The sequence below is a fragment of the Planococcus dechangensis genome (genome assembly GCF_042654465.1).
GTDB lineage: Bacteria > Bacillota > Bacilli > Bacillales_A > Planococcaceae > Planococcus > Planococcus dechangensis.
Genome location: NZ_JBHSGL010000015.1, coordinates 81,664 through 105,530, shown reverse-complemented (window position 1 = coordinate 105,530; position 23,867 = coordinate 81,664). Strand labels below are relative to the sequence as shown.

Below are 23,867 nucleotides of genomic sequence, written 5' to 3'. Positions count from 1 at the left end.
TTTTATCCCCCGGCCTCTTTTTTCTTCTATGTATGCTCTTAGCATACCCTAACTTGAGCAATTAAGCGCATAAAAATACAGACACGCCAATTTTCTGCATGTCTGCACACATCAATTATTTAAATCGGCTAATGCCGAGCCCAGCAATGGGTAGCGGAACTGGAAGCCTTCCTTCTGCAATCGCTCGGGCAGCACCCAGCGGCTTTTCAAGATCAGTTCCGGCTCAGTGCGCAGCAATAACGCGCCTGTTTGGAGCATCCATTTGGCTGCCGGCAGCCCCGCGCGGCGATTCATCGACCCCCGCAGCGCCTTCATCCATTCTTTATTGGTGACAGGTGCTGGGGCCGCGGCATTGAATACGCCTTCGAGTTCATCCCGGTGCTGCATAAAACGCATGATGCGGTACAAGTCTTCGATGTGGATCCAGCTGAACATCTGGCGGCCGTTGCCCTGCTTGCCGCTGAGACGGTATTTGACGAGATTGCGGTATGGCTCCATGACTCCGCCATCCCCGAGCACGATGGCGATGCGCAGCGCCACTTGGCGCGTGTTCGGGAGTTCGAATGAAAACAAGCTGCGTTCCCATGCTTTCGCGACTTCGACAGAAAATCCGTGGCCGATCTCACCGTCCGTTTCTGTCATCGGACGGTCTTCGGCGTGGCGGTATATGGTCGCCGTACTGGCGTTGATCCAAAGTTCGGGAGGCTGGCTGCAATGTTCGATCGCACGGCCGAGTATTTCGGTCGTCACGGTGCGGGAATTGAAAATCTCACGTTTATTCGCTTCCGTATAGCGGCAATTGACCGATTTCCCGGCCAAATTGATTAGCAGCTTAGCTCCGTCCAAAACCCGACGGATGCCTTGCTCATCGCTCCACTGGATGTCGCCGTGTTGTCTCGATATGATATAAACCCTGTAACCAAGGCGTTCATATTTTTCTTTTAAATACGAACCGATAAACCCTGTGCCGCCTGCGATAACTGCTTTCTTACCCATATTTTTACCTCTTTTCGCCGTAATTCTATCATCTAAGACGACCCATCTATGGGAATAGTTGCAGTTTTTTAGGAAATCCCTTCCCAAGCAGAGGGGTCTGTTGAAACTGTTGCTTTTCGCGCTCTTCGAGTACACTTATTTTTATGCAATTGCTAAAATAAAGAAAGTGGGTGGACCGATTGAAGAAAAAGAAAGGCTTAACGTTTAAAGTGATCAGCGCTTTGATACTAGGTGCGCTCACAGGACTTCTTTTGAATTTATTCGCACCGGACGTATTCGCAGTATTGAATCCATACGTCTTTGTGCCGCTTGGCCAGATTTTCCTGGCACTCATCAGCATGCTGGTTGTGCCGCTCGTGTTCTTATCGATCGTGCTCGGAACAGCGGGTCTTGGCGATCCGGCGAAACTCGGCCGCATCGGTGTCAAGACGATCGGTTATTTTTTGGTGACAACAACGATTGCTATCACTATCGGGCTCGGCTTGTCTGCTGTCGTCCAACCGGGGGCAGCGGGTGATTTTGATATCGACGCGGCAACGTACAGCCCGGATGACGCGCCGACAATCGCGGATACGCTGCTAAACATCATCCCAAAAAATCCGCTTGAAGCGATGACCGAAGGCAATATGCTCCAGATCATCGTCTTTGCGGTATTTGTCGGCCTTGCCTTAACGGCGCTTGGCGACAAGACAAAAGGCATTTTGAAAATCGTCGAAGAAGGCAATGATGTGATGATGTATCTCGTCGGCCTCGTCATGCGCTTTGCTCCTTACGGCACGTTCGGTTTGATTGCCACAGCAATCGGCTCCCAAGGCCTCGCCGCCATTCAGGCGATGGGCTCGTATATGCTAGTCGTTATCGGCGCATTGTTGATTCATGCGGCGTTTACGTACGGCGGTACGGTTTACTTTTTCGCAAAAAAGAGCCCGATTTGGTTTTTCAAAACTTTCTTGCCTGCCATGACCGTTGCGTTCAGTACATCGAGCAGCACGGGCACGCTTCCGGTATCGATGGAAGTGGCGCAGCGTGATTTGAAAGTACCGAAGTCTGTCAGTTCATTCGTCCAGCCGTTAGGCGCGACGATCAATATGGACGGCACGGCAATCATGCAAGGGGCGGCGACGATGTTCATCGCCCAGGCATTCATGGTCGACTTGACGGTCGGACAGCTATTGACGGTCGTCTTGACGGCGGTTCTTGCGAGTATCGGGACAGCCGGTGTCCCAGGCGTTGGCTTGATCATGCTGGCGATGGTGTTGTCGAGTGTCGGATTGCCAGTCGAAGGCATCGGACTTGTACTCGGTATCGACCGTTTACTCGATATGTCGCGTACAGCGATCAATATTTCCGGAGATGCGGCTTGTGCCATGATGGTCGCGGAAACAGAGAAAAAGCACGGCTTGGAAGAAGTAGAAGAAGTTTACGTGCAACAACCAGAACGCGCATAACGGAAAAAGTCACTCGGCGATGTCGAGTGGCTTTTTTTGTGGAAATATTTTGTGCTATGAGACTGCGCTTCGGGCGGACGCTTGCCTAGGGGCGGGAATCGAGCCTCCTCGTCGCGCCAAAAACGCGCTCCTACGGGGTCTCTCAAACCCGCTGATCCCTCAGGCGTCGCCGCCCTATGCTCCGTCTCAAGAGTTATATTTGCGGGATTTTTCTTCATTCCCTCACACTAAGTAAATGAAGATATCTCTTTGTTAACACAATTGATGCCCAAGGTGAGCCCGTTAACTATTCATTATGATTTCAGTAGGGAAGTGAGTTCCCAACCTGTGGACGAAACCTACAAAGAAAGCACAACTTTAACAGCTTAGAATCAAAGAAAATGTAAAGCCGCCTAGCGCTCACGGGTGAGCCGACGCAATGAGACAAGTGGTTTTCTTGGCTCATTGTTAAAGGCCATCCCCAAGCAAGGCGGCGACTCCATTCGTGATGCTCCGAAAAAGGACATTCCATTTCCGCACATCCATTCCAACTCATTTCCCCACTATCCTTGCCTAGGGAAGCGATTTCCCAACCAACGGACGAAACCTACAAAGAAAGCACAACCTATACAGCTTAGAATCAATGAAAACGTAAAGCCGCCTAGCGCTCACGGGTGAGCCGAAGAAATAAGACAGCGGTTTTTGCTGGCTTATTTCGAAAGGCCATCCCTAAGCAAGGCGGCGGATAGCCAGTTGATGACAAAAACAAACAGCTTTCCATTTCCACACATCAATTCTAATTCTCTATTTAAATCGCCGTCCAACCGCCGTCGACTTTGATCGTTTCGCCGGTGACGAAATTCGATAGGTCGGATGCTAAATACAACACCGCGCCCGATGTGTCTCTCGGCTGTGACAACCCGTCGAGCAGGATGCGGCTGTTGACGTCATCTTTGAACGCTTGGTCCGCAAACTGCTTTTCCGTGAACTCGGTTTCGACGAACGTCGGCGCCACCGCATTGACGCGGATCCCCGACTTCGCCCACTCGACCGCCAGCGCTTTCGTCATCTGTACCATGCCGCCCTTGCTCGAACAATAAGCGGCACGCTTAATATAACCGACAAACGCCATTTGCGAAGCGATATTGATGATGCGGCCGCTGCTTTGTGCGAGCATGTATTTCGCCGCTGCCTGGCTGGCGAAAAAAGCGCTTTTCAAATTCAGATCAAGCACCGTGTCCCAGTCTTCTTCGGTCACATCCATCGCCGGTTTCGCGATATTGACGCCGGCGTTATTGACCAACACATCGATGCCGCCGAATTCTTCGGCGGCGGTGTCGATCAACTTCCGAACTTGTTCGATATCGCTTAAATCCCCTGACACCGCGATGCACTTCGGATTATGGATGTGCAATTGCTCGAGTGTATCATCAAGCGCTTCTTGGTCTCTGCCGGAAATGGCCACGTTCGCCCCGAGTTTTGCAAAAGTCAGCGCGATGTCTTTGCCGATGCCTTTGCTACCGCCGGTGACGACCACAGCCTGCCCTTTTAATTCGGAAAAATAACTGGTCATTCATTTCCCTCCTGTGCCAAATCGTTTTTCAAAAACTGGATCAAGGTTTTTTCGCGTTGTTGGTTGATGGCTTTTGACACCTCGGGCTCCCATGAATAAAACCCTTCTCCGGTTTTATCACCGAGCTTCTGCGCTTCCGCTAATTTGGATAAGGTTTCTCCGGAGCGTTGGTCGTTCGCAAGATCCTCGAACAAATAATTCGAAATGGCAGAGAACACGTCAAGCCCGCCCATGTCAGCGGTCATCAACGGCCCTGTCACCGGCAAGCGGCGGCCGATGCTGTAAGTGACCGCAGCATCGATGTCTTCTTTGCTGGCAGCTCCTGCATCAAGCAGCGCCTGTGCTTCGCGGAACAGCGCATATTGCAGGCGGTTGCCGATAAAGCCCGGCAATTCCTTGTTCAAAAGAATTGGCTTTTTCTTCATCGCGTGTAGCAAGGCCATCGTGCGATCGGTCGTCTGTTGATCGGTGTGTTCGCCGTTGACGACCTCGACCAAGGGAATGAGATGCCCCGGATTCCAAAAATGCGCGACAATGAAACGGTTCGGATGCTCCATGTCCGCCGCGAGCAGCGATGGCTTAAAGCCGGACGTATTGCTGGCGATGACGACGGACGGTTCGACCAAATTTTCCAGCTGCTTGTAGAGCTTTTTCTTCAGCTCCAACACTTCCGGAACGACTTCCAAAATGAAAGTCGCCTCCTTCACGGCTTGTTCGATCGAAGTCGTAAAGCGGATGCGTGTGCGGATTTTTTGAGCTTCTTGTTCATCGAATAACTCATTATCGGCCATCACCCCAAGTTTATCCGCCAAACCTTTGTCGGCGTTTTCGAGATCTTGGTCGTTGATGCCGTAAACCATAACGGCTTGGCCGGCCCAAGCTGCGGACAACGCGATCGAATGACCCATCGTTCCTGCCCCTAAAATTGAAAGCTTTTCCATTACTCCACCTCTTTTTTATTGTTTATACAAAGATACCCAACAACTCATTTGTTCAATTAGTTGTTGGGCATGGATTCTTAAAAGTTCTGCATTACTGTTTGCCGTATCTTCTCACTCTCAGCAATGCCTGTTCAGCATGTCCGGCAAAGTTCTCAAGCTGGCACAAACGCGCCGCGTATTCACCGATATAGGCACTGGCTTCAGGCGTCGTGACTTTCTGGTACGTGACGGTTTTGATGAACTTGCCGACCCACAGTCCGCCGGTATAACGGGCTGCGCCTTTTGTCGGTAAGGTATGGTTGGTGCCGATGACTTTGTCGCCGTATGCGACATTCGTCTCCGGCCCGAGGAACAGGCAACCGTAGTTGGTCATATGCTCAAGGAAATAATCAGGGTTCTCCGTCAAGATTTCCACGTGCTCGAATGCCAGGCGGTCTGCTTCGATGCGCGCTTCTTCGATGGAATCGACAAGCAGGATCTGCCCGTAATCTTCCCACGATACGCGTGCAATATCCGCAGTCGCCAAGGTTTCCAGCTGGCGCTCGATTTCTTTGACGGTTTCGTTGGCCAACTCTTCGGACGTCGTGATCAGTGCGCCAGGTGAAGTCGGGCCATGCTCGCCTTGTCCGAGGATGTCTGTGGCGACCATTTCCGCATCGGCCGTGTGATCGGCGACCACCAAAGTTTCAGTCGGACCTGCGAACAAGTCGATGCCGACACGGCCATACAATTGACGCTTCGCTTCTGCGACAAACGCATTGCCCGGTCCGACGATCATATCGACGGGTTCGACTGTTTCAGTGCCGAGCGCCATGGCTGCCATGGCTTGGATGCCGCCGAGCAAGTAGATTTCGTCCGCTCCTGCCAGTGACATCGCCGCGATTGTGGCGTGCGGGATTTCTCCGTTCATCGGCGGCGTGCACGCAATTACCCGTTTGACGCCAGCTACTTTCGCCGTCAACACGCTCATATGCGCTGAAGCGACCATTGGATAGCGGCCGCCCGGTACGTAGCAGCCGACACTGTTGACTGGAATGTTCTTATGCCCCAAAATGACGCCCGGAATATGCTCCACTTCGATGTCATTCATGGAATCAAGCTGCGCTTCGGCGAAGGCTTTGATGTTTTTCTGTGCGAATTTGATATCTTCGATGACACTATCCGGAACTTTGGAAACGATTTCATTTATTTCCGCATCAGATAGGCGGAACGATTCAGGTGCCCATTTATCGAATTTCTCGGACAGCTCACGCACCGCTCTATCTCCGCGCATTTCCACGTCTTTCAATGCATCTGCAACAATTTGCGATACTTTCGAATCGTTCGCGCTCACTTCTTCCTGTGATTTACCGGCTTTCAGTACTTTGACCATAACGGAATCCCTCCATATCGTTTTGTTTCGCACAATTACTCATTTTTTGAATACGTATGCAAAACACTCATTATCAACAACAATATTTTAATTTTTCCGCAAAGTCAATCATTTTCACGTGGTCGATCGTTCCACAAAACTGCCTTCCACTTCGACAGCTTGCGCCTGTCCTGTGTATTCGTCAATTTCCGAGAGTAAGTAATTTACCGTTTCATCGACCATTTCGTCGATTGGCTGTTCCCAGGTCGTCAGTTGATACGCTGGCCAAGATGCCATGTCGATATTGTCGAACCCGACCACTTTCACTTGTTCCGGAATCTTCACCCCGCTTTTGCGCAGTGCATCGATGACACCGAGCGCCATAATATCATTTGCAGCGAAAACAGCAGCCGGTGCGTCGCCTTCAGAAAGCATTCTTCGTGCCGTTTCATAGCCTCCATCGTAAGTGAAATCAGATGTGTATTTTTGGTAAGGAATGCCGCGCTGTTCGAGCACTTCTGCAAAACCTTGTTCGCGCTCACGGCTTGTCGAGGTGTCTTCATTTCCGGAAATATAGACCATTGGGCCTTCGCCGCGCGCTGTCAGAAACTCGGCGATCTTGCGGCTGGCGTTCAAGTTGTTGCAGCAGACCGAGTAAAAATCACTCGTCGTCAGCTTGCGGTTAAAGAACACGAGCGGGATGTGATTTGCCTTGAATGCTTCTGCGACATTCATCGACATCGTAGCGTCGGTGATGATGACGCCGGCGACGTTATAATTCAGCAAAGTTTCGATGTCTTCGTTCTGGATTTCATCGTTGTTCGTATGGACGAACAGGATGCTGTAACCGTATTTTTTAAATGAAGTGGTAAATTGTTTGAGGACTTGCGGATAAAACGGATTGTGAATGCCTTTCATAACGAGGCCGATGATTCGGGTGCTGTTGGTGATCAGGCTTCTAGCGTATTCGTTCGGTCGGTAACCGAGCTCTTGTGCGGCGGCAAGCACTTTTTGGCGCGTTTTTTCCGTCACTTTGGCTCCATCAAAAAACACTCGAGAAACCGAGGATTGGGAGACACCCGCGAGCTTTGCGACATCCTTGGCGTTAACGGTCGGTTTCATCTATGTTCACCCTTTTCACTTGATCTAGTAGGCTTTCAGATTACACCAAAGCTGTGTCTTTTGCATCTGTTTCAAAGCAAGATGGATCTCTTTCCATCCACTGCAATCGCTAACTATCCCTTCCCCCGTTTTCTTTTCTTTGAATGTTTATAAACAACAATTTCTAGAAATCGCTTCTGAATTGATGAAATATTTTGATATAATGGCTAGAAGTTTAGGGGGGTGAGCAGATGACATTCGGAATGGTTCTGGGGCTTATTTTGATTCCTGCAGCGATTTTAGCTTTAGGAATCGTGTTTTACTTTACGACCGGTCATTACGATCAGGAAGACAATTCATAAGGGATGGGAGGGCTTTGAAAAATGGTAGCGACAACGACTTGGGTTGTGCTGATTCTTTATTTTCTATTGTTAATCGGTATCGGATTTTATAGTTCGAAAAGAAGTTCCGGCGGTCTGACGGATTTCTTTCTAGCAGGGCGCGGACTGAACAAATGGACAGTTGCGCTGAGCGCGGTCAGTTCGGGGCGCAGTTCCTGGCTAATCTTAGGGGTTACAGGTACGGCATACATAGGTGGCCTGCAGGCGGTTTGGGCGCTGGCAGGATTTATCACAGTTGAAGTGTTCATGTTCTTCTTCTTGGCGCGCCGCTTCCGGCGGTTCAGCCAGAAATACAATGCGATCACCATTCCGGATATTCTGGAAAAACGCTTCGCGGACAAGACGCATCTATTGCGCATCGTCAGTGCACTCATTCTTGTGTTTTTCATGGTGGCTTATGTCGGCTCGCAAATTGTCGGCGGCGGCATCGCGTTTTCATCGACGCTCGGATTCTCGCAAACCGGCGGCATGTGGTTTATGGCTGGCATCCTGTTGTTCTATACAGTCGTCGGCGGATTCTTTGCGGTTAGCCGTACCGACGTGCTGCAAGCAGGGTTTATGATGTTCTCGCTCATTTTGCTGCCGTTGATCGCCATCACTAATCTTGGCGGCATCGGCGCGGTCTTTGAAATGATGCGGACGCAAGGTGCCGGTTTTGTAGATCCGTTCTACTTTAGCTTCGGCGCGATCATCGGTTTGCTTGGGATCGGTTTCGGCAGTCCTGGCAATCCGCAGATCATGGTTCGTTACATGTCCTTAAAAAATGTGAAAGAAATGCGCCAAGCCGCCCTCATTTCAACGTTTTGGAATGTCTTGATGGGCTGGGGCGCTGTCATGACGGGATTGTCAGCAAGAGTCTATTTCCCGGACGTCGAACTTTTGCCGAACGCCAACCAAGAAACAGCGTTCACCGCTCTCGGCGCGGAAGTATTGCCGCCGGTTTTATTCGGCGTCATGGTCGTAGCGGTTCTTGCGGCCATTATGTCGAGTGCTGACAGCCAGCTGCTAGTTGGAGCGTCGAGTTTAGTTCGGGACATTTATTCCGAAACACTCGGGCGTGGAAAAACCATTAGCAATGAACGGCTCGTCTGGTACAGCCGCTTGGCGATCGTCGTGATTATGGGACTCGCCATCGTGTTGGCCTTCCAAGCGACTGAACTGGTCTTTTGGATGGTGCTGTTCGCCTTCGGAGGGCTCGGTGCCTGCTTTGGCCCGGCATTGATTTTATCGTTTTACTGGAGAGGCTTGTCAAAAGCCGGCGTATTAAGCGGCATGATCGTCGGCTTGATCGTCGTCATTTTGGTCAAGCAACAGCCAGAATGGACATTGGCATTTTTGCCGAACATCCAGCAGCTATTGACGGATTATTTCTTCGGCATCACATATGAAGCCGTTCCTGCATTTCTCGCTTCACTAATTGTCACCATCGTCGTCAGCTTATTCACAAAGAAACCTGACTTCGCAGATGAAATGCTGGCAGACCTTGAGCTGGGGACTAAAAAGTAAATGAATTTTCCCAAGGCTAGAGGTTGAATGTTGGAGTGATGTGAATAGCTAACAGCTCACTAACTCCCCAATACTTGTCTAAGGAAGCGATTCCCCCTCCAGCGGATGCAAACTATAAAACCACTGACTACCTAGATTCACTAAATACAATGAAATCTAACAGCCGCCTAGCGCTCACGGGTGAGCCGAAGAAATAAGACAGCGGTCTTTGCTGGCTTATTTCGAAAGGCCATCCCTAAGCAAGGCGGCGTTTTTTTCGCGAAGCCCCTGAAAAACACCATCCCATTTCCGCACCCCATCACCAACTCACTCACCCATACTTGTCTAAGGAAGCGATTCCCCCTCAGCTGTCGAAAGCTACAATGGCAATCGAAATTTCTAATCATACAATTCAATGAAATCTAACAGCCGCCTAGCGCATACGGGTGAGCCGAAGAAATAAGACAGCGGTCTTTGCTGGCTTATTTCGAAAGGCCATCCCCAAGCAAGGCGGCGATTTTTTTCGCGAAGCCCCTGAAAAACACCATCCCATTTCCGCACCCCATCACCAACTCACCCCATACTTGTCTAAGGAAGCGATTCCCCCTCCACAAATCCACAAAAAAAACACCACAACCCAAAACATCGGTTGCGGTGCTTCGCTATTCATCGCGCTCGTTTTTCCGGAACACATCCCAGCTGCCATCTTGACGCTTGGCAAGGAGCACATCGGGATCTTCGTTGGTCCTGTAAATCTCTGCCCCTTCACTGAGGAAATTGGACGAAAAATCTGCGGCCGGCATCACTTCCGGCGGCGTCGAGCGTGTCACCGCACCTAGCCTCGCCGCTTCACTGAACTCGCTGCCTTTCAGTTCGCCTTCCCATAAATATTCCTCGCCTGACACAATCAAGATGCCGGCGTAAGAACCGGTTTGCTCCTTATTGGTAAACGTCTGTTCACCGCATGCGGCAAGCAACAACACAAGGCTCAGAAGGCCGATCGCTTTCATCACCTGGTTCATTCACATGCCCCCCTCTCTATTGTCCATTGGACGCTTGGTTCAGGAGTTTCGTTTCACACCCGAAGCAAACTTCCATCAGCCGTATTTTTTCTGATGCTCTTTTTTGCGCCGCAAATAATCTTCGTCTTCGCGGATCTCATCCCATTTCTTTTTGAAAATGGCGGCGGATTCCGCTTTGACTTCATCGATTTCGCGCTCCTTGATGGAACCGTCTTCGTTGTATTTGCGCCCGCCTTTATAATTCGTGTAGCGCCGGGCGCGTGTGTAGCCCATCTGGATAAATTTGCGCGCCATGTCCATGCCGACGAAATCATCTTTCTCCCGGTACTCCTCGAACATCTCGGACAATTTGTCGCATGACTCCTGTGCAATGTCCGGCGTCTTGAAACGCCAATGGGGCAGGATTTCGCTTTTGTACGGCTCGACCATCAACACGCCCTGCTCGCCTTTGCCGACGCGGTATAGTTCCGGGTTTTTCCGGAGGTCCAAGTTTTTATAATCCAAATCATAATCGAATGCCATCATGCATCGCTCCTTTGCTGGACTATACCCTGTCGGAACACTCGAAAAACGGCAGAAAAAAACCGCCGTGCAGGCGGGTTTCATCTACAGCATTAGGTGGTCGATGTGGAAAAGGCTTGAATGTCTTTGATGACGTCTTTTAAGATGTCGATCGATTTGATCGGGTCTCCCGCAAAGTCCATGCCGTGGTTGACGTTCGGCAATACATGCGCGTCGAGATGCCCGTTTTGCTCGAGCTGTTCCATGCGGGTGCGTTCGAAATATTGGTCTTTGTCGCCGATAAAACTGATGGCCGGGTTTTCACTTTGTTTCATCGCGTTAAAGACTTCTTCGTATTTCATGAGCGGCGTCAGCCAGACGACTTTCGCGTCTTTGAACACTTTGCGATCGAGTTCATTGGCCAGTGCGATGGTGCCGAGCGATTTACCGACGATGAAAAATCGTTCGTAAATGCTGCCCTTTAACGCTTGGTCGATAACGCGCTTGACGTCGAACTTGACCGCTTCCTCGATTTCAGCCATCGTGAACTGGTCATAGAACGGATTCATGTAATCGTAGTTGACGCGCAAAATATCGTATTCCTGTTCGAGCAGCAAGCGCTCCGTGTAATGGAATAACGGGCTTTTTGCTGTATAGCCGATGCCCGGCAAAAAAATCGCTAGTTTCCTCGTTTGGTCTTGATTGAATACGTGTGTGTAGTTGATGTTTTGGTCTTGGTACCCCTTGATGGTTCGGTTGATCGCTTTCATTTTTCCCACTCCTTTCCTAATAGTATAAAGTTTTTCCTGTAAAGTGGGTGTAAATTTTTTAAAGATTTAAAAAATCATCTTTCTTTTAGGTATTTCTGTTCTGTTATAATAAGTAAAAAACAAGAAGACGGAGGCGATCGCATGTGGAAAGGCATTCGCTGGACGGCATTTTCGGTCCTCATGGTCATCAGTATCCTGTTCGCCATCAAAGGTGTCGAAGTGTGGATGTTGCGCCATGCCACGGAGCCGGTCGCCATCCGGTTTTATTTATTCGAACTTAGCGAAGGCGTGCTGCCGGGCAACCTCGTATCATACGCAGTGGCATTTTTTGTTGCCGCGTTCATCACGGCTGTGGCTGCATTTGCGTTTATTGCCAAGCGGCTGTTCGGATTTCAATGACCACAAGAAAGAGGGATGACGATGGGTATGCATACCGAGAAAGACAAAATGCTGGCAGGGACGCTTTATAGAGCCGATGATCCAGTATTGGTGCGCGAGCGCTTGAACGCCAAGCGTTTGCTGCGCCTGTTCAATAAATCAGCGGAAATGGACGGCCAGGAACGTAAGCGCTATATGGCGCAATTGCTCGGATCGAGCGGCGACCATTTGTATATCGAGCCGAATTTCCGCTGCGATTATGGCTATAACATCCATGTCGGGCATCAATTTTTCGCGAATTTCGACTGCGTCTTCTTAGACGTCTGCGACATCCGCATCGGCGACAATTGCCTGGTCGGGCCTGGCGTCCACATCTACACAGCGACGCATCCGATTGATATTGACCAACGCCTCGCAGGACTCGAATACGGCAAAGCGGTGCGCATCGGCAACAACGTCTGGATCGGCGGGCGCGCTGTCATCAATCCCGGCGTGACGATTGGCGACAATGCGGTCATCGCCTCAGGTGCTGTCGTGACAAGAGACGTACCGGCGAACACGGTGGTCGGCGGCAATCCGGCCCGCTTCATCAAAAACGTTTAAAATCTTCATTGTTTAACGACAGGCCTTACAGGTAATAAGGCTTTAAAGGGCTGTTTCACACAGCCGCATGCTGGGGGGACAGTTCATGCCAAAAACTAGATGGTTTCTATTCCTATACAGCGTCGTACTCATATTGATTATTATGTATTTGGCCGTCCGCATGCCGTTTCTTCTGTATCCTTTTCGCGTCATCTTCTCGACCGTTGCCCCGACGATCATCGTTGGGGGAATCCTGTATTACATCTTCCGCCCGCTTGTCCGGTTGCTTGAAAAGCGTACGGGCCGCGTCACCGCCATCCTGTCGATTTTTATGATTTTTACGATCATCATGTTCTTTCTTGGCACTTGGCTCGGGCCGTTATTGGCCGATCAGGTCATGATGCTCGTCAATAACTTCCCGACCATCGTCGACCGTGTGCAGAACTGGATCGATATGGCGCTCGAAAGCGATTGGTGGGAGTATATCGAACAACAAGACGTCATGCCGGCGCTCCAGCCCTCGACATTGATGGATAATTTCTTTGCCACTTCCGCGGGCTTCGGCTCTACTTTTCTTGCCTTTCTCGGCAGCTTTTTCAGCTTGGTGTCGAAACTCGTCATCGTGCCGTTCGTGTTGTTTTTCCTATTGAAAGATGGCGAGCGTTTGCCTGACCGGTTCTTGAAGATTCTGCCGCAGGATTCGCGTGATGAAGGGCGCAAAATCTTGCAGGACATGGATGACAATTTGAGTGCCTATATTCAAGGACAGGCCATTGTCAGCTTGTTTGTCGGCGTGCTGAGCTTGATCGCTTATATGCTGCTTGGCTTGCAATATGCCGTCATCTTGGCTTTGGTCGCCCTGTTCACCAATTTGATCCCGTTTCTTGGGCCGTTCATCGGCGCTGTGCCGGTGCTTATTGTGGCTTTTTTCCAAGATCCGATCTTGGCGGTGTGGACGGCCATCGCGATCATCATCATCCAGCAATTGGAGAGCAATCTCATCTCGCCGAATGTCATGGGCCATAAACTTGAAGTCCATCCGGTCACCATCATCTTTCTGCTTTATATCGGGGGCAGTTTTGCCGGCATCGTCGGCATGATCCTGGTCATCCCGGTTTATGCTGTCGGCAAGGCCATCATGCAGAACGTTTATCGGCTAGCCCGTTTGAGGTTCCCGGCGCTGCGGTAAACGGCCTTTGCAACTCAATGCCACACGCATTTCTTTTTTATCTTCAGTCACCATTTACTGTGTTGACAGAACAAAACGGATTCGTTAAGATTAGCTCAATAGAATACCCGTAAAATTAGAAATAATAGCCATGTGCCACAAAAACTTGAGCAGGCAGCTAATGAATCGTTCATTGGCTGAATGAAAAAGTCGCGAAAGCCTTGGTTAAGATTACGATGAGACGGTATATTCCTATTCCTGTATTTCAAGCGGGAGCAGGCGTATGCCGTTTTTTTCTATATAAAGGAGAGTTGTTGGATGAATCACGTGAAATGGACAAAAGGATCACTTGAAGCCGAAATCAGCAAAACTTTGACGCAATGGGAAAAAGACTATTTGGGACGGGGTTCTGTTTCTGTAAAAACAGATATTCTCCGGGATATGCTGGTGGTTTCGCTAAGCGGGATATTGACCCCGGCAGAATATAAATTATGCACGACGAAAGAAGGCTTATTATCGGTCAAGCGGATCCGTTCGGATTTAGTGGAATCGGGCCGGGATCATCTACGGAGTGTTATCGGCGATCTGACGGGTGAAAAAGTAATCAGCTTCCACACGGATATCAGTACACATACAGGAGAACGCATCATGGTGTTTAGGTTGTCCGGCAATTTACAGGATAAACTGCACTAATAGTTTGGAAGACCTTCAGTACAGTGCAAACTCAGCTGCAGGTAAACCGGTCTGACTCATGCGCATCGATGATTTTTCATCGTGTGCAATTGAGGATGCCGGTTTTTTTATGCAGCAATTTACTACAAATAAAGATGCCAAAGGAGACCTGTTCACTATGTTCGATATCATCATTCAAAACCTCATCTCCCCTGTTGTATTGTTTTTTGTACTCGGGGTCCTTGCTGCTATTGTCAAATCCGACTTAAAATTCCCTCCCGGCTTGAGTGAAGCGCTGAGTATTTATTTGTTGGTGGCCATTGGGATCAAAGGAGGCATGGAGCTTTCCCATTATGAGCTCCATACTTTAATTAAGCCTATTCTCGGGACATTATTTTTAGGGTTTTCCATCCCCTTGCTTATCCTGGCAGTTCTTCGGTTCACGAAAATGGATTTCCATAACGCTATCGGCCTGGCGGCAACCTATGGTTCTGTCAGCATCGTTACATACGGGGCAGCCATTTCCTTTCTGGAGAAAAAAGCCATAAGCTACGAAGGTTTTATGAATGTGCTCGTGGTGCTGATGGAAAGTCCCGCTATATTCATCTCCCTTCTTTTGTTGCGGATAGCCCAAAAAACTAAAGACAATGAGCTCGGTTCGGTTCCTTCAAATCCGAGAAACGCCCATAACTTAGGATTTGCACATGGCTATATTGATCCGGAAGTCGTGCGGGATAGCCTCTTTGGAAAAAGCGTCTTGCTGCTGATGGGCAGTCTCATAATCGGATGGATTGTCGGCCATAATGCTGAATCGCTTGTCAAACCATTATTCATTGATTTATACGGAAGCATCTTGATCCTCTTCTTGCTGAATATGGGATTGATTGCAGGCGAGCGCCTTCCGGAAGTGCGTAAACACGGCTGGAAGATTATCTTATTCGGTCTTTGTGTGCCGCTCATAGCCGGAAGCCTCGGTGTCTTGGTAGGAGCTGTAGTCGGCTTATCGGTGGGCGGTATTGTGCTCATGGGCGTACTCGCAGGAAGCTCTTCTTATATCGCAGCTCCTGCAGCTCTAAGATCCTCGGTTCCTGAGGCGAACCCGTCGATATACCTTGGATTGTCGCTCGGCGTCACTTTTCCCTTCAACTTGATCGTCGGCATTCCGTTCTATTTCGCTTTAGCGCAATTCATTCACTAACAGATTCGATAATGGACATGGCCGCTGTTTTTTCTGTCATTCGCCTAGTTGCGCTGCGCCAACCCTGGGATCAAAAATTGATTGACAGGATTTGGTTTCCTACGCTAATATATGAGTTAACTAATATTAAAAATAAGTTAACTCATATGAAAAGGGGATTTGCCACGTGACAGAATCGAATGTGAAATTGAGAATGATGATTGTGACCGCCTTGTTTGCCGCCATTATAGGAGTGCTCGCGCAAGTGACGATTCCGTTGCCGCTCGTTCCGATTACCGGACAAACATTGGCAATCGGACTTGCTGCGACAATTCTTGGGGCTCGTTACGGAACGATGTCCATTTTGGTTTATTTGGGAATCGGCGCAGTCGGCATACCTGTCTTTGCCCAAATGTCGGGCGGCTTAGGCAGTTTATTCGGACCGACAGGCGGCTATTTATTCGGATTTATTCCGACCGCCTTTATTATCGGTTATTACCTCGAGAAGACCAGTTTCACAGTAATGAATGCGATCATCGCAAACATCATCGGCATGTTTGTCGCATTGATATTCGGAACGGTTTGGCTGAAGGTATTCGCTGAACTTACCTGGACAGGCGCATTTGTTGGCGGGTTCTTGCCGTTTCTGTTAGTCGGCGTCATTAAGGCTGTCCTTGCTGCATGGATTGGCATTTCGGTCCGAAACCGATTGAAATCAGCGAATCTTTTATATGTAAACGACAAGAAATCATTCGTGTCCTAATGCACAGGGAGTCTGTTTTCCGCATCGATATAAACATTTCTCATAACAGCAAAAAAAAACGATAATCAAAACGCTCAGGGCAAATATTCCCTGAGCGTTTTTTATTTGAATGAATGGGACTTTCTATAGACGCTGTTTCCTAATGATTCAACCTATTAGCAGTTATTTTAATCAATAAAGTATATTTATAGTATTAATTTGTAAGAAAATTCCTATTATTTTATACAAAGGTATCGATTCAACTATCTTACTCAGTTTACATAAAGTAAAATAGTGGTACATGGAATTAATGCCTCTCAGAATGATTGTTTGTCAATATCTACAGTTCGAGTGAAAAGCATATTTTTAGTTATCAAAGGAGTTCGGTTAGAGTGACTTACTTTTCGCGAAAAATGGGACATGACATATTAGGTTCTACAGCTCTTTTCGACTTGGTCCAAGACCCGGTCTTTTTGTTCGAAGACGACCAAGGTTCGTTTCGCAATATTTATGCCAATCCAGCCGCTTTAGCTTTGCTGCCGGACCAAGAATTGATCGGCAGCCGGATTGAAGAACTGCTATTGCCTGAACAAAGCCACAAAGCCCTCCAATATTTCCATTCAGCACAATCGACCCAAAGCTCTCTAGCGTTTATCGACGCCATTAAACTTCCGCAAGGAGAATTCACCGGAGAAACGACATTGCAGCCGCTGGTGACCGAAGACGGGCACTGCCATTATATTCTAGCGACCGTCAAAGACATGACCGCAAGCGTGCGTAAACAGCATGAGCTTGACCAGTCAGACGTTGAACATAACAAACTCAAATCGTTAATCCAGCTCAATGCCGATGCCATATTTGAAATGAACACGAATCAAGAGATCATCCAGGTCAATAAAACGGCTTGCCGAGCGACGGGAATGCGAGAAAACCAGCTGCTCGGACAATCGTTCCTGAGCTTAGTTGCTGCGAGTTCCTCCGAACAAGCGCAATCGCATATTAAGCAGGTGCTCACTGGGACGCCGGTAGAATTTGAGATGGGTATCGATAGCGGAGCCAAGCCGGCCACCTTGCTGACGAGCCTGACCCCTATCGTGATTGATAGCCGTGTCACGGGCTTTTTTGCCCATGCCAAAACCATGACTGAACAGAAACAAACAGAGCAGCGCTTGCAGCGTGATGTCCAGCGCTATAAATCGCTATTTGATAACCACCCTCATGGACTGTTCACTTTTGACCCGACCGGAAAACTCGAAAGCATCACTGCCTCGACAGAAAACATCACCGGCTACACACTCCAAGAATTGCAGGACGAAACATTATTGTCGGTCATCTTGCCTGAGGATATAGAAAAAGTACGGCGCCATTTTTACAAAACGATCCATCATAAGAAATCCGAGCGCTTTGAATTGTCATTCCGCCACAAAAACGGCCAGCTGATCGACCTGCAAGCGATCAACATCCCGATCATCGTGGACGGGGAATTGGCGGGAATCCACAGCATTGTCACCGATGTCACGAAGGCCAATTGCGCGCAAAAAACCTTGAACGAAACGATTGAAATGCTGGAAATTTTCTGGGAAAACTCCATCGACCCCATCTTTTCGATCGACACTAAGGGAGATATCTTAAAAGTGAACCCAGCCTTCGAAAAGACCTTTGGGTTTACGGAAAAAGAAATGGTCACGGGAAAAGGGACGATCATTCCGCCTAATATGAGGTTCGACCAAGACCAGATTGTGGAACGGATCTTGAACGGGGAAACGGTCAATTCCCATGATACGCTGCGCATCACCAAGTCAGGCGAGCAGCTGAACATCATTTCCTCTTATTCACTCGTCCGAAATGCGAACAAAGAAATCATCGGTTCGACCATCATCTACAAAAACGTGACAGAACTGAAAAAAGCTGAACGCGAGCTGCAGAAAAGCCAAGAGAAATACCGGCTGATCACGGAAAGTACGTTCGACATCATTACACTGATCAATTTGTCGGGCTCCATCGAATACGTTTCGCCTGCACATGAGAAACTGCTCGGCTATTCCGGCGACGTCCATATTGGAAGTCCCTTCACCCGGAATGTACATCCAGACGATGCATTCGAATTGATCGAGAGCGTGGCGTCATTGATGAATGGCGGTGAACCGGTGACTATTGAAGTCCGATTTGTCCATCAGGACGGCCATTCTATTTGGATGGAAGTTACGCCCACCCCCGTCATTGTGGGTAACGATGTGGTTCAATTGTTCACGATTGCCAGAGACATTACAGAGCGTCGGAAGCTTCAGCACGAAATCGCGAAAATGGCTTTTTATGACCATCTGTCGGGCATCCCGAACCGCCGGACATTTGACGACAAATTGCAAAAAGCGATCCAGCAAGCCGATGAATCCGGAAAGAAAGTCGGCGTCTTGATGCTCGACGGACGCAAGTTCAAACAAATCAACGATAGATTCGGCCATGATGCGGGTGACGCTGTCATCAAGGAAATGGCCCAACGACTCGAGTCCTGCCTCCGCCCGATCGACACACCTGCCCGTTTAGGCGGCGACGAAATGGGTGCTGTCTTCCCAGAACTCGATTCCGTGGAGCTGCTGGAAGAGACGGCGAAACGGATTTTGACATCATTTGAAACGCCGCTCCTGTTCAATGGATTTGAAATTGCCATAGGCGTGGGAATCGGGCTGGCCATCTACCCTGATGATGCCGCCAATGAAAAGCAATTGGTCAAATGCGCTGATACGGCGTTATATAAGGCGAAAGAATCCCAGTACAACGACTATCGGATTTATAGTTGATATGAATAACAGCGGACAGATTAAAAAACCTGAGAGGAAGCCATTCGGTGGTTTCTTCTCAGGTTTTTCGCCGTAAGATGACGAAACTCACTTAATATTGAGGCATGCTCCAACTGGAATTTCCGTTTACCTATCTGGGAATGGCCTATGAAATACTGGATAAAAATAGCCATTTTTGTTTAAGGATGGGGCCAGCCGGGGTATGTATCGTGAATACACTTAAAATAACAGATACAGAATATACTAGGAGGAATTTTTTAATGACTAGTGAAAAAATACTAATTACCGGTGCTGGCACTGGTTTTGGCAAAAATATTGCATTCAGCTTGGCAGAACAAGGCAAATCCGTAATCGCGGGTGTTGAAATCATTTCCCAGGTTTCTGCTTTGGAACAAGAAGCGAAAGAACGCGGCGTGTCGATGCAAATCGAGAAATTGGATGTCACGAACCCGAAAGACCGCGAAAAAGCTTGGACATGGGACATTGATGTCTTGGTGAACAATGCGGCAGTATCGGAAGGCGGATCGCTCGTCGATATCCCAGAAGAAAATCTGCGCCATCAATTCGAGGTCAATGTCTTCGGCCCGATCCTCTTGACGAAAGGTTTTGCGCGCCAACTGGTGGAAAAACGATCCGGCCGCATCGTCTTTGTCTCTTCTGTTTCCGGGCTGATGTCAGATCCATTGATGGGGCCTTATTGCGGAACGAAACATGCGACTGAAGCCTTCGCGGATTCCTTGAGCAAAGAGCTGCAGGAATTCAATGTGGAAGTGGCGACAATCAACCCAGGACCATATTTGACGGGCTTCAACGACCGCGAGTTTGAAACGTGGAAAAACTGGCAGTCTGATTCGGAAAACACAGTCTTCGACTACGAAAAGGCGGCTTTCCCATACGAACAATTCGACCCGAAAGAAGTTACCGAACCTTCGGTAAAAGTCATTCTCGGAGAGACCAAGCAATACCGCAACGTCATCCCGGAAAAAATGATTCCGCAAGTGAAGGAACGCATGGAAGACATGTGGAGCAAAACAACCGATGAAGGGCTTGGCGAACGCGACGAAACCGTCCAGAAATCATACGACATCGCACCAGGCACACCAGCCGAGTAATCTTTAGTTAATACTCTCTTTATCAAAAACGTCCTGAGATAGGCAAACTGCAGCTGCTTTGTTAGGCACAACTGACAATGCAGCTGCAGTTTTTTCTATGGCTAAATTTACTGTTGGAGCTGCGCTTAGCGCGCGCCAAGGGCATTCAAGTGATGCACAATCGAAACCCAATACAGACAAAACGAAAAAACATGAACCCAGTTGAATACCGGACTCATGTACACACAGTTGCTTTATTTTGACTAAGTTCTTCAGATAAGTCTTATTTGTTCATTTGCATGAAGAATTCTTCAAATGAATGCTCCCCTTGTGAAAATTGCATGACTATTAGATGGCGTCTGAAGCTTCCTGTTGTTCCTCCGTATGCCATTTCTTCTTTAATTGCTTGAACAGCTTGTACCCTGTGATGTATTGGTCATAATCGCACATCTCCCAATTGAATGTCTCTTGTACTTCCACTGATAGATAATTTTCCATGATAAACTCCTCTTTTCGTATAAGAATTTGGACGTTTTCTTGAATGTCGATTATTTGAATTCCTCACAACCTACTGCTGAAGCAACCGCATTTCCCTCGCTTGAAGACATTGAATACATCCGCCTTCACGTCGCGCTGAGCACTGCCCTTTCTCTTCCTTATACTCTTTATAGCCTTGTATGTACTCTTTGTAGCTTTGCTGGTGCCGTGTATTCACACGTGTCATCTTCATCGTTTTTTTCAACTCAACAGCCATTGTGCTCATCTCCATTTTCTTGGTTTTCTTGTTCATACCGATTGGATTTAATTGAAAATAAAATCGATTGGACGAAGTTACTGGGAATCTTTAATTCCATGGTTCAGGCGTACTAGCGTGAAGTTTCCTCTTGCTATTTTTCTGTTCTTGCTTGTATTTTATGCCATCTGTCTCTTTTCCACTGTGACATTTCTCACGCCTGAAGCGTGTTTCTGGAATATCGACAAACTTCAGACAAAAAATCGGCAATTGATAGAATTCTCAACTGATCGATTTAACACGCGATCCGCGCGAACCATGTCCGTCTCTTTTAGCACAGCCAATCTCTCCCGCTCCCCCATCCCCAACTCTGGCATTCGTAAATCTTTTGAAAAATAAGGATTCGAAAGTGGAGAGAATTTTTCTGTTACAATCAACTGAGAAAGAGCATTTGGCTCAACGAAAGCAAACGGATGTCCGGATTGGAGGGTTTCGATGTGAGGCGATTATTCAAAGATAAGACAGCGCTACAGCTCTCCTTGTTGGCGTTGCTAGTGCTCAGTTTTATCGGCTCCATGATTTTCATTAATTTCAATTATGGATTTTATGATGAACCGATCGCGAAAATTACAGAAGCAGCCAGCGAAGAATCGCAGCAGCTCTCGGATATATACGGCAATGAAGATGTGTTATACAGCCAGCGCTTAGAAGGCGAAATCCAGAACGGCGAATTCAAAGGGCAAACGATCGAGATTGCCAATGAATTCTCGGCATCGGGTGCGAACGACCATGAATACCGTATCGGGCAAGACCTCTTTGTTTTTATTGACGGTGCAGCAGAAAATGGTGCGGCGCTGACGGGCACGATCGACGATGTGAAGCGCGATAAATACGTGGTCGCATTGACATGGATATTCATTTTCGTCCTGCTCATCATCGGGAAAAAGCAAGGCTTCTATTCGATTGTCAGCTTAGCGCTCAATGCCTTGATCTTGTCCTACGCTTTGGATATATACATCCGGACGGAAAACGCCAACTTGCTGTTCATTGCAGGCATCAGCGTATTATTGTTCACCGTCACTTCCCTTTTGCTCGTCAACGGTTTGAACGAAAAAACCTATGCGGCGATCGTGTCGACGATTGTCGGGGTGTTCGTCGCGCTGTTGCTCGCGTCATTCGCCATCTGGGCATCCGGCGGCAATGGCTTGAACTACGAGGAAATGCAGTTTCTCTCCAGGCCCTATGAAGTTGTGTTCATGGCAGGGCTGTTCATCGGCTCGCTCGGCGCGGTGATGGACGTCGGCATCACGATGTCGGCATCGATTTTTACGCTATACGAAAAAGACCCGGACATTTCCATCGAAGCGATGAAAAGTTCAGGCATTGAAATCGGCAAAGATATTATGGGCACGATGACCAATATTTTGTTTTTCGTTTATATTAGCGGCTCGATCCCGATGCTGCTGCTGTATTTGGCGAATGGCGCCGGCTGGCCGTTTTCGTTTTCGATCAATTTGTCTTTGGAAATCGCCCGCGCGCTTGCAGGTGGCCTGGGCATCGTGCTGACCATCCCGATCGGCATCTATACATCGATTTTCTTCGTTAAGAGAAAGAGGGCGGCGCAATGAATGTACTCATCCTATTAGCCGTCATGTTGTGTATGGCCATGGTGATGATCGGGGGAAAAAAGGGAGCGGTCTCCTTTCTCAGCTTGTTCATCAACTTTTTGATCTTGTTGTTCACGGTTTTCATGATGTCCAATCCGGACAATGACCCGATCTTGTGGGTCATCATCGCGTGTGTCGCCATCAGCTGCGTCAATTTGTTTTTCATCAATGGCATCAACAACACAACGATTGCTGCGTTTTTATCGACAGTGATTACGATGATTGTGCTGTTGTTTTTCATCGTCATCACGACCGATTTGACGATGATCAATGGCTTCGGCGAAGAGGAAATCGATGAACTGAGCATGTTCTCACTGTTTATCGGCATCAGCTTTGTCGAACTGGCCGCAGTGGTCATCATCATCAGTACGATCGGCGCGATCACCGATATCGCCATTTCGATCACGTCTCCGATGCGTGAAGTCCATTTGCACAATCCCGGCATCAGCCGCCGCGAACTCGTTCACGCCGGTTTCGCCATCGGCCGCGACTTGCTCGGCACAAGCACGAACACTTTGTTCTTCGCTTTTTTTGGCAGCTACTTAGGCTTATTGATTTGGTTCAAAGATTTGTCCTACTCGCTCGGCAACATCGTCAATTCCAAAGTGTTCACCGCCGAAATGATCACCATCCTATGTGCCGGTATCGGCATTGCGCTAGTCATCCCGATTGCGTCGTGGATCACTGCGTATTTGCTGACACGAAAAAGCTCTTCGGTGAAATGAATTGGGCGTGTTTCACTAGTTCTTTTCATGAGAGAGTGCAAGTTTGCATAGTAGAATAACTAAAAGCCAGGCGGACTAATTCGCGTCCTCCTGGCTTTTTTATTGGTTTTATTTCGAAACTCGCAATCCAAAAACTATTTGCTATTTCGTCTCTTGTTCTTCACTTCCTGTTCATCCGGCCAATCCAATTTAACGACGGCAAAGCCCAGTTTCATCAACAGCAATAGCATGGCTCCTACCCCGACAATGAGATACATCATCGTAAACACTTTGCTGATGGTCGTATCCGGGACGAGACCCGTATCGACGCCTGTTGGAATCAGGCTGACCAGCGCAAAGTAAAAGGAATCAAACAGTGACCATCCTTCTAGTTGGTAATAGAACAATGTTCCCGAAACCAAAATGAGGCTCAACGTAAATAACAAGGTTTTAAACAACGGTTCTTTTCCGATCCGGAAAATGGCAGACAAAAGCCGTTTTAAAGTCAAGAATAGTGAAATCATCTTTTCGCCCCCCTTTCTTCAATTTAAAAAGCGATCTACCTGTTTTCTAAATAGTATATATGA

Annotated in this window: 22 protein-coding genes; 12 read left to right on the top strand and 10 right to left on the bottom strand. The window is 48.4% G+C overall.

The window, feature by feature from the left end; all coding sequences use genetic code 11:
• Positions 1-111: 111 nt before the first annotated feature.
• Positions 112-996 (bottom strand): TIGR01777 family oxidoreductase, encoded by an 885-nt coding sequence (locus ACFO5U_RS14900; protein WP_377279870.1) that lies wholly within the window; start codon positions 994-996, stop codon positions 112-114.
• 179 nt (positions 997-1,175) lie between these two features.
• Here ACFO5U_RS14900 and ACFO5U_RS14895 point away from each other — a divergent pair, with 179 nt between their 5' ends.
• Positions 1,176-2,444 (top strand): dicarboxylate/amino acid:cation symporter, encoded by a 1,269-nt coding sequence (locus tag ACFO5U_RS14895; RefSeq protein ID WP_377279869.1) that lies wholly within the window; start codon positions 1,176-1,178, stop codon positions 2,442-2,444.
• Between the two features lie 787 nt (positions 2,445-3,231).
• Here the strand turns inward: ACFO5U_RS14895 and ACFO5U_RS14890 are convergent.
• The 4 genes from ACFO5U_RS14890 to ACFO5U_RS14875 all read right to left on the bottom strand — a co-directional run bounded on the left by ACFO5U_RS14890 (position 3,232) and on the right by ACFO5U_RS14875 (position 7,410).
• The gene (locus ACFO5U_RS14890) at positions 3,232-3,996 is read right to left on the bottom strand and encodes an SDR family NAD(P)-dependent oxidoreductase (protein ID WP_377279868.1); all 765 of its coding nucleotides are present in this window, start codon (positions 3,994-3,996) and stop codon (positions 3,232-3,234) included.
• Complete coding sequence (locus ACFO5U_RS14885; protein WP_377279867.1) at positions 3,993-4,937, bottom strand: 3-hydroxyacyl-CoA dehydrogenase family protein; 945 nt, start codon at positions 4,935-4,937, stop codon at positions 3,993-3,995. Before ACFO5U_RS14885 ends, ACFO5U_RS14890 begins: the two co-directional genes overlap by 4 nt.
• A gap of 91 nt (positions 4,938-5,028) precedes the next feature.
• Positions 5,029-6,309, bottom strand: a complete 1,281-nt coding sequence (gene hisD / locus ACFO5U_RS14880; RefSeq protein ID WP_377279866.1) for a histidinol dehydrogenase — start codon at positions 6,307-6,309, stop codon at positions 5,029-5,031.
• Positions 6,310-6,423: 114 nt separating this feature from the next.
• The gene (locus ACFO5U_RS14875) at positions 6,424-7,410 is read right to left on the bottom strand and encodes a LacI family DNA-binding transcriptional regulator (protein WP_377279865.1); all 987 of its coding nucleotides are present in this window, start codon (positions 7,408-7,410) and stop codon (positions 6,424-6,426) included.
• A 362-nt stretch (positions 7,411-7,772) separates the two neighbouring features.
• Between ACFO5U_RS14875 and ACFO5U_RS14870 the strand changes: the two genes are divergently transcribed.
• Positions 7,773-9,296 carry a sodium/proline symporter gene (locus ACFO5U_RS14870; RefSeq protein WP_377279864.1) on the top strand — a complete coding sequence of 508 codons (1,524 nt, stop codon included), beginning with the start codon at positions 7,773-7,775 and terminating at the stop codon, positions 9,294-9,296.
• 641 nt (positions 9,297-9,937) lie between these two features.
• On the opposite strand, the gene ACFO5U_RS14865 is transcribed toward ACFO5U_RS14870, so the two are convergent.
• From ACFO5U_RS14865 to ACFO5U_RS14855, 3 genes are all read right to left on the bottom strand, one after another.
• Positions 9,938-10,297 carry a hypothetical protein gene (locus tag ACFO5U_RS14865; RefSeq protein WP_377279863.1) on the bottom strand — a complete coding sequence of 120 codons (360 nt, stop codon included), beginning with the start codon at positions 10,295-10,297 and terminating at the stop codon, positions 9,938-9,940.
• A gap of 75 nt (positions 10,298-10,372) precedes the next feature.
• Positions 10,373-10,819: a DUF4385 domain-containing protein gene (locus ACFO5U_RS14860; protein ID WP_377280147.1), complete on the bottom strand. Its 447-nt coding sequence runs from the start codon at positions 10,817-10,819 to the stop codon at positions 10,373-10,375.
• A gap of 92 nt (positions 10,820-10,911) precedes the next feature.
• Positions 10,912-11,568: an alpha/beta family hydrolase gene (locus ACFO5U_RS14855; RefSeq protein ID WP_377279862.1), complete on the bottom strand. Its 657-nt coding sequence runs from the start codon at positions 11,566-11,568 to the stop codon at positions 10,912-10,914.
• A gap of 141 nt (positions 11,569-11,709) precedes the next feature.
• Between ACFO5U_RS14855 and ACFO5U_RS14850 the strand changes: the two genes are divergently transcribed.
• From ACFO5U_RS14850 to ACFO5U_RS14815, 8 genes are all read left to right on the top strand, one after another.
• Positions 11,710-11,967, top strand: a complete 258-nt coding sequence (locus ACFO5U_RS14850) for a hypothetical protein (protein ID WP_377279861.1) — start codon at positions 11,710-11,712, stop codon at positions 11,965-11,967.
• Positions 11,968-11,994: 27 nt separating this feature from the next.
• Entirely contained in the window at positions 11,995-12,549 is a 555-nt protein-coding gene (locus ACFO5U_RS14845) for a maltose acetyltransferase domain-containing protein (RefSeq protein WP_377280146.1), read from the top strand.
• An 85-nt stretch (positions 12,550-12,634) separates the two neighbouring features.
• The gene (locus ACFO5U_RS14840) at positions 12,635-13,717 is read left to right on the top strand and encodes an AI-2E family transporter (protein ID WP_377279860.1); all 1,083 of its coding nucleotides are present in this window, start codon (positions 12,635-12,637) and stop codon (positions 13,715-13,717) included.
• 297 nt (positions 13,718-14,014) lie between these two features.
• The gene (locus ACFO5U_RS14835) at positions 14,015-14,389 is read left to right on the top strand and encodes a Na-translocating system protein MpsC family protein (protein WP_377279859.1); all 375 of its coding nucleotides are present in this window, start codon (positions 14,015-14,017) and stop codon (positions 14,387-14,389) included.
• A 157-nt stretch (positions 14,390-14,546) separates the two neighbouring features.
• Positions 14,547-15,566, top strand: a complete 1,020-nt coding sequence (locus ACFO5U_RS14830; protein ID WP_377280145.1) for a sodium-dependent bicarbonate transport family permease — start codon at positions 14,547-14,549, stop codon at positions 15,564-15,566.
• Positions 15,567-15,732: 166 nt separating this feature from the next.
• Positions 15,733-16,308 carry a biotin transporter BioY gene (locus ACFO5U_RS14825; RefSeq protein WP_377279858.1) on the top strand — a complete coding sequence of 192 codons (576 nt, stop codon included), beginning with the start codon at positions 15,733-15,735 and terminating at the stop codon, positions 16,306-16,308.
• 371 nt (positions 16,309-16,679) lie between these two features.
• Positions 16,680-19,085, top strand: a complete 2,406-nt coding sequence (locus ACFO5U_RS14820; protein ID WP_377279857.1) for a sensor domain-containing protein — start codon at positions 16,680-16,682, stop codon at positions 19,083-19,085.
• Between the two features lie 260 nt (positions 19,086-19,345).
• Positions 19,346-20,197, top strand: a complete 852-nt coding sequence (locus tag ACFO5U_RS14815; protein ID WP_377279856.1) for an SDR family oxidoreductase — start codon at positions 19,346-19,348, stop codon at positions 20,195-20,197.
• 327 nt (positions 20,198-20,524) lie between these two features.
• Here ACFO5U_RS14815 and ACFO5U_RS14810 read toward each other — a convergent pair whose 3' ends face one another.
• The gene (locus ACFO5U_RS14810; protein ID WP_377279855.1) at positions 20,525-20,674 is read right to left on the bottom strand and encodes a hypothetical protein; all 150 of its coding nucleotides are present in this window, start codon (positions 20,672-20,674) and stop codon (positions 20,525-20,527) included.
• Positions 20,675-21,406: 732 nt separating this feature from the next.
• On the opposite strand from ACFO5U_RS14810, the gene ACFO5U_RS14805 reads away from it, so the two are divergent.
• Positions 21,407-22,537: a YibE/F family protein gene (locus ACFO5U_RS14805; RefSeq protein ID WP_377279854.1), complete on the top strand. Its 1,131-nt coding sequence runs from the start codon at positions 21,407-21,409 to the stop codon at positions 22,535-22,537.
• Positions 22,534-23,301, top strand: coding sequence for a YibE/F family protein (locus ACFO5U_RS14800; protein ID WP_377279853.1), 768 nt, complete (start codon positions 22,534-22,536; stop codon positions 23,299-23,301). Before ACFO5U_RS14805 ends, ACFO5U_RS14800 begins: the two co-directional genes overlap by 4 nt.
• A gap of 134 nt (positions 23,302-23,435) precedes the next feature.
• Here ACFO5U_RS14800 and ACFO5U_RS14795 read toward each other — a convergent pair whose 3' ends face one another.
• Complete coding sequence (locus ACFO5U_RS14795) at positions 23,436-23,804, bottom strand: ion channel (RefSeq protein ID WP_377279852.1); 369 nt, start codon at positions 23,802-23,804, stop codon at positions 23,436-23,438.
• Positions 23,805-23,867 lie beyond the last annotated feature (63 nt).

Excerpts from the sequence above, each read along its gene's own strand:
- ACFO5U_RS14900 (WP_377279870.1), bottom strand. The coding sequence starts at position 996 with ATGGGTAAGAAAGCAGTTATCGCAGGCGGCACAGGGTTTATCGGTTCG.
- ACFO5U_RS14890 (WP_377279868.1), bottom strand. The coding sequence starts at position 3,996 with ATGACCAGTTATTTTTCCGAATTAAAAGGGCAGGCTGTGGTCGTCACC.
- ACFO5U_RS14885 (WP_377279867.1), bottom strand. The coding sequence starts at position 4,937 with ATGGAAAAGCTTTCAATTTTAGGGGCAGGAACGATGGGTCATTCGATC.
- hisD (WP_377279866.1), bottom strand. The coding sequence starts at position 6,309 with ATGGTCAAAGTACTGAAAGCCGGTAAATCACAGGAAGAAGTGAGCGCG.
- ACFO5U_RS14875 (WP_377279865.1), bottom strand. The coding sequence starts at position 7,410 with ATGAAACCGACCGTTAACGCCAAGGATGTCGCAAAGCTCGCGGGTGTC.
- ACFO5U_RS14870 (WP_377279864.1), top strand. The coding sequence starts at position 7,773 with ATGGTAGCGACAACGACTTGGGTTGTGCTGATTCTTTATTTTCTATTG.
- ACFO5U_RS14865 (WP_377279863.1), bottom strand. The coding sequence starts at position 10,297 with ATGAACCAGGTGATGAAAGCGATCGGCCTTCTGAGCCTTGTGTTGTTG.
- ACFO5U_RS14860 (WP_377280147.1), bottom strand. The coding sequence starts at position 10,819 with ATGGCATTCGATTATGATTTGGATTATAAAAACTTGGACCTCCGGAAA.
- ACFO5U_RS14855 (WP_377279862.1), bottom strand. The coding sequence starts at position 11,568 with ATGAAAGCGATCAACCGAACCATCAAGGGGTACCAAGACCAAAACATC.
- ACFO5U_RS14850 (WP_377279861.1), top strand. The coding sequence starts at position 11,710 with ATGTGGAAAGGCATTCGCTGGACGGCATTTTCGGTCCTCATGGTCATC.
- ACFO5U_RS14845 (WP_377280146.1), top strand. The coding sequence starts at position 11,995 with ATGCATACCGAGAAAGACAAAATGCTGGCAGGGACGCTTTATAGAGCC.
- ACFO5U_RS14840 (WP_377279860.1), top strand. The coding sequence starts at position 12,635 with ATGCCAAAAACTAGATGGTTTCTATTCCTATACAGCGTCGTACTCATA.
- ACFO5U_RS14835 (WP_377279859.1), top strand. The coding sequence starts at position 14,015 with ATGAATCACGTGAAATGGACAAAAGGATCACTTGAAGCCGAAATCAGC.
- ACFO5U_RS14830 (WP_377280145.1), top strand. The coding sequence starts at position 14,547 with ATGTTCGATATCATCATTCAAAACCTCATCTCCCCTGTTGTATTGTTT.
- ACFO5U_RS14815 (WP_377279856.1), top strand. The coding sequence starts at position 19,346 with ATGACTAGTGAAAAAATACTAATTACCGGTGCTGGCACTGGTTTTGGC.
- ACFO5U_RS14810 (WP_377279855.1), bottom strand. The coding sequence starts at position 20,674 with ATGGAAAATTATCTATCAGTGGAAGTACAAGAGACATTCAATTGGGAG.
- ACFO5U_RS14800 (WP_377279853.1), top strand. The coding sequence starts at position 22,534 with ATGAATGTACTCATCCTATTAGCCGTCATGTTGTGTATGGCCATGGTG.
- ACFO5U_RS14795 (WP_377279852.1), bottom strand. The coding sequence starts at position 23,804 with ATGATTTCACTATTCTTGACTTTAAAACGGCTTTTGTCTGCCATTTTC.